General features: G+C 63.2%; 13 protein-coding genes and 1 pseudogene. 11 read left to right on the top strand and 3 right to left on the bottom strand.

Annotation, left to right across the window (positions count from 1 at the left end; translation table 11 throughout):
• From PMI42_RS00335 to PMI42_RS00310, 6 genes are all read left to right on the top strand, one after another.
• The coding region (locus PMI42_RS00335) for a RibD family protein (protein ID WP_193376312.1) at positions 1-346 on the top strand (346 nt) is incomplete at its 5' end.
• The gene (locus PMI42_RS00330; RefSeq protein WP_008129451.1) at positions 346-954 is read left to right on the top strand and encodes a riboflavin synthase; all 609 of its coding nucleotides are present in this window, start codon (positions 346-348) and stop codon (positions 952-954) included. The genes PMI42_RS00335 and PMI42_RS00330, both read left to right, overlap by 1 nt.
• Positions 955-1,043: 89 nt before the next feature.
• Positions 1,044-1,535, top strand: coding sequence for a 6,7-dimethyl-8-ribityllumazine synthase (gene ribH, locus PMI42_RS00325; RefSeq protein ID WP_008129449.1), 492 nt, complete (start codon positions 1,044-1,046; stop codon positions 1,533-1,535).
• Between the two features lie 3 nt (positions 1,536-1,538).
• On the top strand, positions 1,539-2,033 hold the full coding sequence (gene nusB, locus PMI42_RS00320) for a transcription antitermination factor NusB (protein ID WP_008129447.1): 495 nt from the start codon (positions 1,539-1,541) through the stop codon (positions 2,031-2,033).
• 175 nt (positions 2,034-2,208) lie between these two features.
• Positions 2,209-3,207: a thiamine-phosphate kinase gene (gene thiL, locus PMI42_RS00315; RefSeq protein ID WP_008129446.1), complete on the top strand. Its 999-nt coding sequence runs from the start codon at positions 2,209-2,211 to the stop codon at positions 3,205-3,207.
• A 238-nt stretch (positions 3,208-3,445) separates the two neighbouring features.
• Positions 3,446-5,566: a sodium-translocating pyrophosphatase gene (locus PMI42_RS00310; RefSeq protein WP_008129444.1), complete on the top strand. Its 2,121-nt coding sequence runs from the start codon at positions 3,446-3,448 to the stop codon at positions 5,564-5,566.
• Positions 5,567-5,637: 71 nt separating this feature from the next.
• On the opposite strand, the gene PMI42_RS00305 is transcribed toward PMI42_RS00310, so the two are convergent.
• A complete protein-coding gene (locus tag PMI42_RS00305) occupies positions 5,638-6,807 on the bottom strand; it encodes a hypothetical protein (protein ID WP_008129442.1) in 1,170 nt (389 codons plus the stop codon).
• Between the two features lie 217 nt (positions 6,808-7,024).
• On the opposite strand from PMI42_RS00305, the gene PMI42_RS00300 reads away from it, so the two are divergent.
• Positions 7,025-8,014 carry a hypothetical protein gene (locus PMI42_RS00300; protein WP_008129440.1) on the top strand — a complete coding sequence of 330 codons (990 nt, stop codon included), beginning with the start codon at positions 7,025-7,027 and terminating at the stop codon, positions 8,012-8,014.
• Between the two features lie 137 nt (positions 8,015-8,151).
• A complete protein-coding gene (locus tag PMI42_RS39860; RefSeq protein WP_008129438.1) occupies positions 8,152-8,307 on the top strand; it encodes a hypothetical protein in 156 nt (51 codons plus the stop codon).
• 228 nt (positions 8,308-8,535) lie between these two features.
• Here PMI42_RS39860 and PMI42_RS00295 read toward each other — a convergent pair whose 3' ends face one another.
• A complete protein-coding gene (locus PMI42_RS00295) occupies positions 8,536-9,537 on the bottom strand; it encodes a Bug family tripartite tricarboxylate transporter substrate binding protein (RefSeq protein WP_008129437.1) in 1,002 nt (333 codons plus the stop codon).
• 117 nt (positions 9,538-9,654) lie between these two features.
• Positions 9,655-10,140: an outer membrane protein assembly factor BamE gene (locus tag PMI42_RS00290; RefSeq protein ID WP_008129435.1), complete on the bottom strand. Its 486-nt coding sequence runs from the start codon at positions 10,138-10,140 to the stop codon at positions 9,655-9,657.
• Positions 10,141-10,238: 98 nt separating this feature from the next.
• Between PMI42_RS00290 and PMI42_RS00285 the strand changes: the two genes are divergently transcribed.
• The 3 genes and pseudogenes from PMI42_RS00285 to PMI42_RS00275 all read left to right on the top strand — a co-directional run.
• Positions 10,239-10,802, top strand: coding sequence for a ubiquinol-cytochrome C chaperone family protein (locus tag PMI42_RS00285; RefSeq protein WP_008129434.1), 564 nt, complete (start codon positions 10,239-10,241; stop codon positions 10,800-10,802).
• Positions 10,799-11,368 (top strand): YceD family protein, encoded by a 570-nt coding sequence (locus PMI42_RS00280; RefSeq protein WP_008129432.1) that lies wholly within the window; start codon positions 10,799-10,801, stop codon positions 11,366-11,368. Before PMI42_RS00285 ends, PMI42_RS00280 begins: the two co-directional genes overlap by 4 nt.
• A gap of 298 nt (positions 11,369-11,666) precedes the next feature.
• Positions 11,667-11,894: pseudogene (locus PMI42_RS00275) on the top strand (phosphate acyltransferase PlsX); the annotation flags it as partial.

The following is an 11,894-nucleotide window of genomic DNA, read 5'->3' as shown; positions in this document are numbered from 1 at the left end:
GGAAGCGGCTGCAGCCACTCGCCTCGGGGCTGCCGGAGCACAAATCATGCGCATGCCGCCGGGCAGTGCATCCGGACTCGATCTTCCGGCCGTGCTGCAGGCGCTGGCGGGGAAGGGCCTCTCACGGCTGATGGTCGAGGGCGGCAGCCGTGTTGCGGCTTCGTTCGTGTCGGCCGACCTCGTCGACGAGATCTGGCTGTTCCGCGGCGCGAAAGAGGTGGGGGCCGGCGGCGTCGATGCGCTCGATGCATTGCCCCTGTCGAAAATCACGCAGTCGCAGGCCTACAGGGTTCATGCTAGCGAGACATTCGATCACGATACTCTCACCATCTACGAGCGCGCGTAATGTTCACTGGCATTGTCACCGATATCGGCGAGATCGTCGGCTTCACGCCTGTGGCGCAGGGCCAGCTGCACCGGCTGCGCATCGCCTGCCGCTATGACCAGACCACCATCGCCGACGGCGCCTCGATCGCCAGCAACGGCGTGTGCCTGACGGTGGTTGCTTCCGGCGTCGCCGGCGACAAAACCTGGTATGACGTCGATGCCGCCGCCGAGACGCTGGCGCTGACGACGGCGAAGCACTGGAAGGTCGGCACGCGGCTCAACCTCGAGCGGGCGCTCAAGATCGGCGACGAGCTCGGCGGCCATATCGTCGCCGGCCATGCCGACGGCATTGCGACCATCGTCAGCCGCGAGGACCTGCCCGACATGGCGCGGTTCGAGCTCTCGACCACGCGCGAGCTGGCGCGCTTCATCGCCACCAAGGGCTCGATCACGCTCGACGGCGTGTCGCTCACGGTTAATACGGTGGCGGACGTGACCTTTTCGGTGCTGATCATCCCGCATACGCTTGAGGTTACGACGATCGGCGGCTGGAAGGCGGGGACCGAGGTCAATATCGAGGTCGACCTGATGGCCCGCTACGCGGCGCGGCTCACGGAAATGAAGTGACCGGCGCAGCCGGAATTATGCTTTAAAACTTGGCTTACCCGCCTGCGGCGACTACATAACGCGCCGACCCCAGTAGAACGGATTTGACGATGGCAGACGCGCGGCGCGCACCCCTGAAGGACCAGACCGACATTTCCGGCGCGCGTGCGCTGATTGTCGAGGCACGGTTCTATGACGATCTCCAGGACGCGATGCTCGAAGGCGCGGTGGCGGAGCTGAAGGCGGCCGGCCTGACCTATGACGTCATCACGGTTCCCGGTGCGCTGGAGATCCCGGCGGCGGTGGCCATCGCGGTCGACGCGGCCGCGGCCAACGGCAAGCCCTTTGATGCGGCGATTGCGCTCGGCTGCGTGATCCGCGGCGACACCATCCATTTCGAGATCGTCTCGCAGGAATCCTCGCGCGCGCTGATGGACCTCGCGGTGGCGCGAAAGCTGCCGCTCGGCAACGGCATCCTCACCGTCAACACCGAGGCGCAGGCCTGGGCGCGGGCCCGCGCCAGCGAGCTCGACAAGGGCGGCGATGCCGCGCGCGCGGCGATTGCGATGCTGCGCATCAAACGCCGTCTGGCGCAGGCTTGAGCCATGGCTGACACCAGGAAACCGGCGGGGCTTACGGAGAAGAAAGCGAACCGGCGCGGTGCGGCGCGGCTCGCGGCCGTTCAGGCGCTGTACCAGATGGACATCGCCGGCGCCGGCATCAACGACATCTTCGCGGAGTTCGAAAGCCATTGGCTCGGCAACGAGGTCGAGGGCGACACTTACCTGCCGGCGGAGGCCGCGTTCTTCCGCGACGTCGTCTCCGGCGTGGTGCGCGACCAGAAGAAGCTGGATCCCCTGATCGACGAGGCGCTGTCGAAGGGCTGGCCCTTGAAGCGCATCGAAGCGATCCTTCGCGCGGTGCTGCGGGCGGGAGCCTATGAGCTGGAGCACCGCAAGGACGTGCCGGGCCGCGTCGTCGTCTCCGAATATGTCGACGTCGCCAACGCCTTCGTCGACCGCGAGGAGACCGGCATGGTGAACGCCGTGCTCGACCAGATCGGTCGCCAGTTTCGCGGCGACGAGTTCGGGCGGGGGTAGATATTCACGAGGGCGGTGAGGATATGCGATGCGGCTGCCCCATACTCCGCCGTCATCACCCGCGAAGGCGGGTGATCCAGTACGCCGCGGCGGTCGTAATTCATCGCTGCTGTCTCGGCGTCCTGGATCGCCCGGTCAAGCCGGGCGATGACCGCATTGGTTGTGGCTAAGGCCGATGGCAGACTCTCAAAACCCCTCCGCCGAAGACTCCCTCATCGCGCGCTATTTCAAGCCGCTGGCGACTGATCCCGGCGCGTTCGGGCTGGTCGATGATGCCGCGGTGCTGTCCTCATCCGGCGACGACATCGTTGTCACCACCGACGCGATCGTCGAAGGCGTGCATTATCTTGCAACCGACCCGCCCGATACCATCGCCCGCAAGGCGTTGCGGGTAAATCTGTCTGATCTTGCCGCCAAGGGTGCGGCGCCCGCCGGCTTCGTGCTGACGCTGGCGCTGCGCAGCAGAGAGGATTCCTGGCTCCGGCCGTTCGCGGATGCGCTCGGCGAGGACACGAAGACCTTCGCCTGCCCGCTGCTGGGTGGCGACACGGTCTCGACGCCGGGGCCGCAGATGATCTCGATCACCGCCTTCGGCCGCGTGCCGACGGGGCGGATGGTCGGCCGCACCGGCGCGCGGCCCGGTGACCGCATCCTGGTGACAGGCACGATCGGCGACGCGGCGCTCGGCCTCGATGTGCTCACGGGCGGCGCGGTGGCCGAAGCGCTGGCGTCCGATCCCGCCGCACGGCATGCTCTGATCTCGCGCTATCGCATTCCGCAACCGCGCAATTTGCTGGCACAGGCCGTGCGCGAGCATGCGTCGGCTGCGATGGACGTCTCCGACGGGCTCGCCGGCGATCTCACGAAGCTCTGCGCGGCGTCGGGGGGCTCGGCGACGGTCGACGTGGCGCGCGTGCCGCTCTCGGCTAGGGCGGCCGGCCTGGTCGCGCGCAACGTCGTTTGTGTTGAGACGCTGCTGGCCGGGGGCGACGATTACGAGGTGCTGTGCACCGTTCCTCCGGCGCAAAGCGACGCGCTGATCGCGGCAGGGCGAACTGTCGGCGTTGCGGTCACGGTCATCGGCACGATTGTCGCTGGCGGTGCCCGGCCGCGCTTCCTGGACGGGCAGGGCCAGGAACTGGCCTTGAAGCGGCTGTCCTACAGCCACTTCTAGGAATTGCTCCAAACCGGCGGCCGGATGCGCGGGACTAGGTCTAAATACCTGCCGAGATCGGCCTCTTCGGCCTTATCCGGCGTTGCACCCTCAATTTGATTTTGGCAAGCTTGTGGCCGACTAGGGCCATCCCTTCAGGCAAGGGGCGGCCCTGTTCAACATAAGGGCGCCGCACCGCGTGACGGAAAAATAAAAGGCGCCGGGGGTACGTACATCAAGGATCTGAGGCAAAAATCACATGACAGCATTATGGTTGATAGTGCTCTGCGGAGTGCTTTCCGTCGTCTACGCGATTTGGGCGACGTCTTCGGTGTTGAGTGCAGATGCGGGGTCGCCGCGCATGCAGGAGATTGCAGGCGCGGTCGCTGAAGGCGCACAGGCGTATCTGCGGCGCCAGTACACCACGATCGGTATCGTCGGCATCGTCATCTTCGTGCTGCTCGTCTATTTCCTCGGTCTCTATGTCGCGATCGGTTTTGCCATCGGCGCCATCCTGTCGGGGGCGGCCGGCTTCATCGGCATGAACGTCTCGGTTCGCGCCAATGTGCGTACCGCCCAGGCGGCGACGACATCGCTCGCCGGCGGCCTCGAGCTTGCCTTCAAGGCAGGCGCCATCACGGGCATGCTGGTGGCGGGTCTCGCGCTGCTCGGCGTGACCCTCTATTTCGGCTTCCTGGTCTATTCGCTGAAGCTCGCGCCCGACAGCCGTGTCGTCGTCGACGCCATGGTGGCGCTCGGCTTCGGGGCCTCGCTGATCTCTATCTTCGCCCGTCTCGGCGGCGGCATCTTCACCAAGGGTGCGGACGTCGGCGGCGACCTCGTCGGCAAGGTTGAAGCCGGCATTCCCGAGGATGATCCGCGCAACCCCGCCACCATCGCCGACAACGTCGGTGATAACGTCGGCGACTGCGCCGGCATGGCCGCCGACCTGTTCGAGACCTATGCGGTGACCGCGGTCGCCACCATGGTTCTGGCGGCGATCTTCTTTGCGAAGACGCCGATCCTCATGAGCATGATGACGCTGCCACTCGCCATCGGCGGTATCTGCATCATCACCTCGATCATCGGCACCTTCTTCGTCAAGCTCGGGCCGAGCCAGTCGATCATGGGCGCGCTCTACAAGGGCCTGATCGCAACCGGCGTCCTGTCGCTGATCGGCATCGCCGGCGTGATCTACGCCCTGATCGGCTTCGGCAAGCTCGACGGCGTCGAGTATACCGGCATGTCGCTGTTCGAATGCGGCGTCGTCGGCCTCGTCGTCACCGCGCTGATCATCTGGATCACCGAGTACTACACCGGCACGGACTATCGTCCGGTGAAGTCGATCGCGGCGGCGTCGGTCACCGGCCACGGCACCAACGTGATCCAGGGTCTGGCAATTTCGATGGAGGCGACCGCGCTGCCTGCGATCGTCATCATCGCGGGCATCCTGGTCACCTACAGCCTTGCCGGCCTGTTCGGCATCGCGATCGCGACTGCCACCATGCTGGCGCTGGCCGGCATGATCGTCGCGCTCGATGCGTTCGGCCCCGTCACCGACAACGCCGGCGGCATCGCCGAGATGGCGGGCCTGCCCAAGGAGGTGCGCAAGTCGACCGACGCGCTCGACGCGGTCGGCAACACCACCAAGGCGGTGACCAAAGGCTACGCGATCGGCTCAGCCGGTCTCGGCGCTCTCGTGCTGTTTGCGGCCTACAATCAGGACCTCAAGTTCTTCATTGCGGACAGCGCGAACCACCTCTACTTCAAGGGCGTCAATCCGGACTTCTCGCTGAACAATCCTTACGTGGTTGTGGGCCTGCTGTTCGGCGGCCTCTTGCCGTATCTGTTCGGCGCGATGGGCATGACTGCGGTCGGTCGCGCGGCCAGCGCGATCGTCGAGGAGGTGCGCCGGCAGTTCCGCGAGAAGCCGGGCATCATGCAGGGCACCGACAAGCCTGACTACGGCAAGGCGGTCGACCTGCTGACCAAGGCGGCGATCAAGGAGATGATCATCCCCTCGCTGCTGCCGGTGCTGTCGCCGATCTTCGTCTACTTTGTGATCTATGCGATCGCGGGTGGCGGCCCGGCGGGCAAGTCGGCGGCGTTCTCGGCCGTCGGCGCGATGCTGCTCGGCGTGATCGTGACGGGCCTGTTCGTCGCGATCTCCATGACCTCGGGCGGCGGCGCCTGGGACAACGCCAAGAAGTACATCGAGGACGGCCATTACGGCGGCAAGGGCAGTGATGCCCACAAGTCCGCGGTCACCGGCGACACCGTCGGCGATCCCTACAAGGACACGGCCGGCCCCGCGGTGAACCCGATGATCAAGATCACCAACATCGTGGCCCTGCTGCTGCTGGCGATCCTGGCGCACTGAGGCGTCATCGCAGTCAAAAGGAAAGCCCCGCGGCGGCGCCGCGGGGCTTTTGTTTTCTCAGCTCACCTTGGTCAAGCGACGTCCGTCATCCGAGCAGAAGTAGGCGAAGCCGGAGTGTTCGTGATGTAGAAGTTACCGTCGCCTGTGTCGATGACCTCGCCAATGCTCGCGGAGTTTGCGGCGGCATGGCGCAGCCGCCCGACATCCGGTCTCCAATCCCTGTGGTTGAGCCGTGACATGATCTGCCCTTCATGCGTAGGGACCAAGTGCCCATACAAAAGTTCAAGTTCATCGACCGAAAGGATCATGTCGGCCGCGTCGCGGTATGACTGACACCCTCTGGTCCAACGTTCGATCAGTTCTTCGTCAGTTGTGACAATGAGGGGGCGAGGGTCTTTCGTCACTTCCTCATGCGACGATCCGTCAACCGCGCGATCCGCCAATGGGTCGCGGCTATCAGCGTAGGTGATGCCGAGCGCTTCATCGCCAAAAGGCCCCGGGCGCTTTCCAATGAAGACACTCTGGTGGGTGCGCTGCACGGCCACGAGGTATACGATGATTTTGCCGAGGTCGACGTTTGCATCCTCACGCCGAATCTGCCGCATCAGGAACAGGAAGCGGACTACATTGTCGACGGCGCTAGCCGACAGGGTACGATTCGAAGAGAACGTCCCAACTCCAACCTTAAAAATGATCTCGATGCGCGCGGGGCCCCGTTGCGAGAGCCGCTTCCGCCAGACCAAAACGCGGTCCCGGTCCGGTGAAAGCCGCCACTGGCCCTTGGTACCGGCGATATAGGTCCAGCGAACCTCCATCGCGAAGGTCGGGTTCCGAGCGATGAACAGGTCGCCCGCAAAAGCAGACCAGATCTCGGGAACGTCGTCGAAGAACACCTTGCCGCCGCTGAATTTCATATGGGAAATCAGCTGATTGATCGTGCTCTTCAACTCATTGAAGGCAAGGCGGCCGGTCTGGCTCGCGTCAGCGAAACTGGCGAGCAAGCGCTGGTTTTCCGCGTATTTCAGCAACAGAAACAATACGGCCGATGCCGTGAGTGCCAAGTTGAGAAGGGAGACGATGCTCGCCGTGGCTGCGGCGTCCTTGTGCAACGCGGCTTCAACCAAATTGGTTAGAGCGCTCAACCCAGAATTCATCGCCAAGCCGACAATTGCCAAGCCGACGACCGTGAGTGCGACTAGCAGGGTGCCTACGGACTTCAGCCAATTCCATATCGCGTTCATGACAAGCCCTCCTGTTTGGATAGTTGTGGCCCCGAAACGATTGATTAGTCGACTAACTAACAAGTTCAACTTATGGTTAATGGAACACAAATACTCTCGCTGGTATAGGGAGGGTACTAGTGATCGAACACAGGTATTGCTGGTTTGAAACCCAAAGTTTGATGTGATTGATACCCCATTGGTATGCGATATATCACATACCTCAAGAGGGCTTTCCATGAACGAACTGCATGAGCGGTCGTTTCAGCCGCTTGAAATATTCGAGCTAACCGGTCGTGAAAAGAATCTGCTGATCGAAGCTCTCCGCCTCGGGAAGCAGCACGGCATCATCGTTCAGGCTCGCCTGGAGCGGGAGCTCGGTGGGTCACTGCGCTACATCCTGAACTCAGATCAAATCGGCTTAGGCGCCGAGCACGTCGAAGGTAAGCGCCAGCCTGTCCCGGTGGCGTACGGAAAATGGGTCTATCTGTACGATTACGTGATGAACGACCTATTTGAGGCCGCGATGAAGTCAGGCATCGACGCGCTCAGGGAAAAGATCGAAGAGCTTCACGATCAAGGACTGAAGACAGGACGCTACGACAACGATTTGCATCTTTTCAACTCCCGATATCTAAATCAAAACACACGGGCATCCGGTTTCGACAATCGGTCGCTCGGTCACTATGTCGGTTTTCGCCTGCGCTCCAACGGCGTCGAGCTGATCACATGCCTGATGCAAATCTATTCATCAGAGAAGGGCGGACGCCGGGTCTTTCATTCGAAGTTGGCGGAAAGCCACGACGACAGGGAAGTGCGCGGAACGGTCTACGAATTGGCCGGCCATCTGTATCTTTTGGGGTTCCTCAATGATGGGCACGGAGGCGAGTACTATGCCCTTTGCCCCGATGGCAGGTCTCACGATGTGCTCTACGGCATCATGGCGACCGTCAATCATGCTCGTACGCCGCACGCGAAGCAGTGCTGCTTCGTTCGAGCCCAGAGAATTGAACAGCTCGACTTCGATCCTGTCGCGCTCGTCAGCCCGAAAGACTGGTCCAATATGCAAGACCAGCTTGAGTTCAAGTTTGGTGGGAGTAACCTGGATATTCCGATCCGTTTGAAAGGGCCTACTGGGCTACTTAACTTGCGAAGCTATATTTCGGACGACATGGTGTTCTCTAGACATGAGCACCAAAAACCGCATTTTTCCGGTCCACCCGGATGAATCTTGGCGCCGTTGCTCGCGATCCTGGCGCACTGAGCAGCGGTCAGTTGATCAAGCAAACCCCGCGGTGCGAGCCGCGGGGTTTTGCTTGGCAAGAACCTCGTTCGCAGCATGCGAACAAACACGGAGATCAATCCATGTCGCTCTCATCCGCCCGGAATTATGCACTCCGCGCCGCCAAGTCGCAGGACCAGAAGGAGGCCGCCGAATTGTTATCCAAGGCCATCCTGGAGCTCGCTCTGGCGATCGAGGCCACCGATGCCAAGGTCAAGAAGATCAACAAGTCGTCCTAGGCGCGATGCGAAAGGATTGAATCGTCATCGCGCCTTAGCTCTTTATTTGAGCGTGATCTCTTTGGAAAACAGCTTGACGCGGCGCGGGGGTCTTGTTCTGGCGCGGCGTCTGCTGTGCGGGCGCCGCCGCTGCGCCTCGGCGGATCGCGATCCTGAGCGGCCGCACGGCCTAAGAACCTCCCGCGCAAACTGCGGGGTTTGTTTGATGGGCCGGACGTTCTCACCACGTCATTGCACATCCATCTGCAATCCTTCCTTCTGGATGATGCCGGCGAACTTCTTCGTCTCGGCGTCCACAAAGGCGGAGAACTGCTCTGGCGTGCCGTAGTCGGCGCGGGCACCCATGGCAGCGATGTTCTTCTTGATGTCGTCACGCTCCAACATTGCCTTCACTTGAAGGTTGAGCGCTTCGAGCACCGCCGGCTGCACACCCTTCGGCAGGAATACCGAGAACCACGACGACACGTCGAAATTTGCCAGCTCCGGCGCGCTCTCGCGCATGGTCGGCAGATCCTTCGCGAGGTCGCTGCGCTCGGGCGTGGTGACGCAGAGGCCGGTGAGGGTGCCGTTCTGCACCTGCGGCAGGCTCGGATAGAGATTGTCGAACAGGATCTGGATGTCGCCGGCGAGCGCAGCCTGCAGCGCGGGGCCGGCGCCGCGGAACGGGATGTGCGTCATCTTCAGCCCGGTGAGCTGGAGAAACCAGGCGCCGGTGAGGTGAGGGCTCTGGCCGACGCCGGAGGAGGCGTAGCTGAGCTTGTCCGGATTGGCCTTCAGATAGGCGATCAGCTCGGCGACCGATTTGATGCCGGTCTTCGGATGCGCCGAGACGATGTTCGGGATCCGGATCATGTTGCTAACAGGCTGGAGCTGGTCCGGCTTGTAGGTGAGGTTCTTGAAGATGCTGTAGGCGATCGCGTTCGGCCCGGGATTGCCGACCAGGATGGTGTGGCCATCTGGCTTGGCCCGGACCACCTCGGCGGTGCCGATCGTGCCGCCGCCGCCGGAGCGGTTTTCCACGACGGCCGACTGGCCCCAGGCAGTTTGCAGATGCGCGGCCAGGAGCCGGCCCATGACGTCGGTCGAGCCGCCGGCCGCAGCCGGCACGACGATGCGGACGTTCTCGGTCGGCTTCCAGTCAGCGAGGCTCGACCGCGGCAGGATCGCTGCGGCGGACAGGCCTGCAGCGCCGGTGAGCACACGACGGCGGGTCAACAAAGTTTTCGGCACGAATCCACTCCCTGCTTCTTGTTTTGCAGAGAGCGTAGGGAACCCGGCGCGCAACGGCAAGTCGTACGCGACGGCATGCGCCGCACGGAGAGCGGCACGACGCCGCAGGCTGAAGACTCAGTTAAAGCTGAGCAGCTTGAAGATCGGCGCGAGGTAGCTCATCTCCTGACCCGACGTCGCCGTGGTCCGGCTGATGAAGTCGAAGATCTTGCCGTCCTGGAGGCCGTAATTCGCAAGGCGGCGCACGCGCCGGTTCTTGTCGAAATAGACGGCGATGACGCGCTGATCGACCACCTTCTGGTTCATGAAGGCGACCATGCGCTCCGAGCGCTGCGAGATGTAATAAAACACCTCACCGTCGAGGGTCGCGACCGTGGAGGGGGTGCCCATCACGATCAGCACCTGGTCCTGACTCGCGCCGATCGGAATCTGCTCCAGCGCGCCGGGGGGCAGGATGTAGCCCTTCTGGAACTGCTCGCCGGTGCATCCCGCAAGGGCGGCGCCGACCACAGCCATTGCGGCGAACATGCGCAAGCCGCGCCAGCGTGCATGAAGGCCGCGCAGCTTGTTGGCGCGCCGGCCGGTCTGGTTCGTTATCGTCATAGCGGAACTGATTCCGTCCCCTTGCGTCGCGCGAGGCGCTGAAGTACCGGGCGGAGGCTGCAATTGCAACACGCGCACGCCCGCTTGCGGAACCCACAATGGTTTGGCCGTTCAATCACTTCAGGAAACCCCGGCAAGCCCCGCGCGGCACCATTGAAGCCATCTATGGCATGATCGTGACGCAGGCGCGAGAACCCATATTTTACCGCGACTTGGGCGTGCCCGACACGGTTAACGGGCGTTTCGACCTGTTGCTGCTGCATCTCTGGCTGCTGCTGCGGCGCCTGCGCACGGTCCAGAGCGTCGCCGGAGGCGCAAAGGAGCTGTCGCAGGCGCTGTTCGACCGCTTCTGCGAGGATATGGACGACAATCTGCGCGAAATGGGCATCGGCGACCAGACGGTGCCGAAGCGGATGCGGGCCTTCGGCGAGGCGTTTTACGGCCGGGTTCAGGCCTATGACCAAGCGACCGAGGCCGGCGGCGAGGCGCTGGCGGCCGCGATCTGCAAGAATGTCCTGAATGGAGCCGGGATGGACCATGCGCGGCAGCTTGCAGCCTACGCCCGGGCCAGTGAGGCCGATCTTGGCCGGACCGAGGAGGCCGCGCTGCTGCTGGCGTCCTTCAAATTTCCCCCAGTGCTGACTGAGGACATCACGCCATGAGCCGACCGAATGCCGAATCCAGGCCAGATCCCTGGCGGTCCCCCGTCATCGTCGCGCAGATCCCCGACACCGGCCTGCATCGCAAGCTCGAGGCGTCGGCCGCCGAGCGGGAGGCCATGGCCGAGGTCGGCGGCTTGCGGGAGGTCCTCTCCGCCCAGGCCGACCTCGAAATCGTGCCGAAAAGCGGCGGCCGGGTCCAGGTCACGGGCCGCGTCCGCGCCCGGATCGGCCAGACCTGCGTCGTCACCCTCGACCCGATCGAGAGCGAGATCGACGAGGCGGTTGATCTGGTTTTTGCTCCCGAAGCCGAGGTTCGGAAGATGGCCGACCTGATCGAGGAGGGACAGGACGACGCGGAGCCGCCGGAGGTGATCGATCCGCCGGAGCCGATCGTCAATGGTATCATCGACCTCGGTCGCATCGCCACCGATGCGCTGTTCCTGGCGGTTGATCCCTATCCCCGTAAGGCGGGGGCCGTGTTCGAGGCCGAGGTCATCGCCCCCGATCCGGAGGACCATCCGTTCGCGGCGCTGAAGGCGCTTCAGGACGGGAAGAAAGGCAAATAGCTGGGCATTCCCCGCAGGACCCGCTTTGCTACGGGGCGCAAGGCTTTTGCGGGACGGGTTTGAAAGAGCGGCTTATCCATCTGATTTCCATACGTTTCTTTTAGAATCTCTCGCGCATCCCCGGATCGCCCCGCATTCAAAAGGCTGGGGGCAAGAGGTTGTTTCGGGATAACAAAACGCTATTGTCGCGCCCCGGTCAGGGCGCGGCGTGGCGCTCGGCCAGCCGCCATGTCCATGGCGAGCCCATTCTGCGGCCCCGCACGTTCAAGACCGCACCAGACCAGGTTTCCAGGACTTTATGCCAAGCAAGGTTCGCATCGCGCTTGACGCCATGGGAGGCGACTCCGGCGCCGCCGTGGTCATCCCGGGCGCCGCCATCTCGCTTCAGAGGCATCGCGACACCAAGTTTCTGCTGGTCGGCGACCGTGCCAGGATCGAGCCCGAGCTTGATCGCCATCCCCAGCTCAAGGCCGCGTCGAAGATCGTCCATACCGATGTTGCCGTCAGCGGCTCGGACAAGCCGAGC

The sequence above is a fragment of the Bradyrhizobium sp. YR681 genome, from assembly GCF_000282615.1.
Lineage (GTDB): Bacteria > Pseudomonadota > Alphaproteobacteria > Rhizobiales > Xanthobacteraceae > Bradyrhizobium.
This window is presented reverse-complemented; position numbering and strand designations above follow the sequence as displayed.